At 67.6% G+C, this 460-nt stretch carries 1 protein-coding gene; it reads left to right on the top strand.

All coding sequences use genetic code 11. The features are described from left to right. Window positions 1-460, top strand: a 460-nt coding sequence (locus BN4575_RS22880) for a DDE-type integrase/transposase/recombinase (RefSeq protein WP_141689913.1), incomplete at both ends; no start/stop codon positions are given.

The following is a 460-nucleotide window of genomic DNA, read 5'->3' as shown; positions in this document are numbered from 1 at the left end:
GGTCTGGTGCTGGGACATCACGTACCTGAAGAGCGCGGTGCGCGGAGCGTTCTACTTCCTGTACCTGATCGTGGACGTCTACAGCCGCAAGATCGTCGGCTGGTCGGTCGAGACCGAGGAGTCGATGCTCGCTGCTGCCCGCCTTGTCGAGCAGACTTGCGGCCGCGAAGCTGTGGGCTCCGGCTGCCTGGTGCTGCACGCCGACAACGGCGGCCCGATGAAGGGCTCGACCATGCTCGCCACCCTCCAGCGCCTGGGCGTTGTGCCCTCCTTCAGCCGCCCTCGCGTCAGCGACGACAACCCCTACGCGGAGGCGCTTTTCCGCACCCTCAAGTACCGGCCCGAGTACCCGCGCCGCCCGTTCGCCACCGTGGAACAGGCGCGCCACTGGGTCGAGCGCTTCGTCGCCTGGTACAACGGCGAGCACCTGCACAGCAGCATCCGCTTCGTCACGCCCAAC

The sequence above is a fragment of the Aeromonas sp. EERV15 genome (genome assembly GCF_900079845.1).
Lineage (GTDB): Bacteria > Pseudomonadota > Gammaproteobacteria > Enterobacterales > Aeromonadaceae > Aeromonas > Aeromonas sobria.
This window is presented reverse-complemented; position numbering and strand designations above follow the sequence as displayed.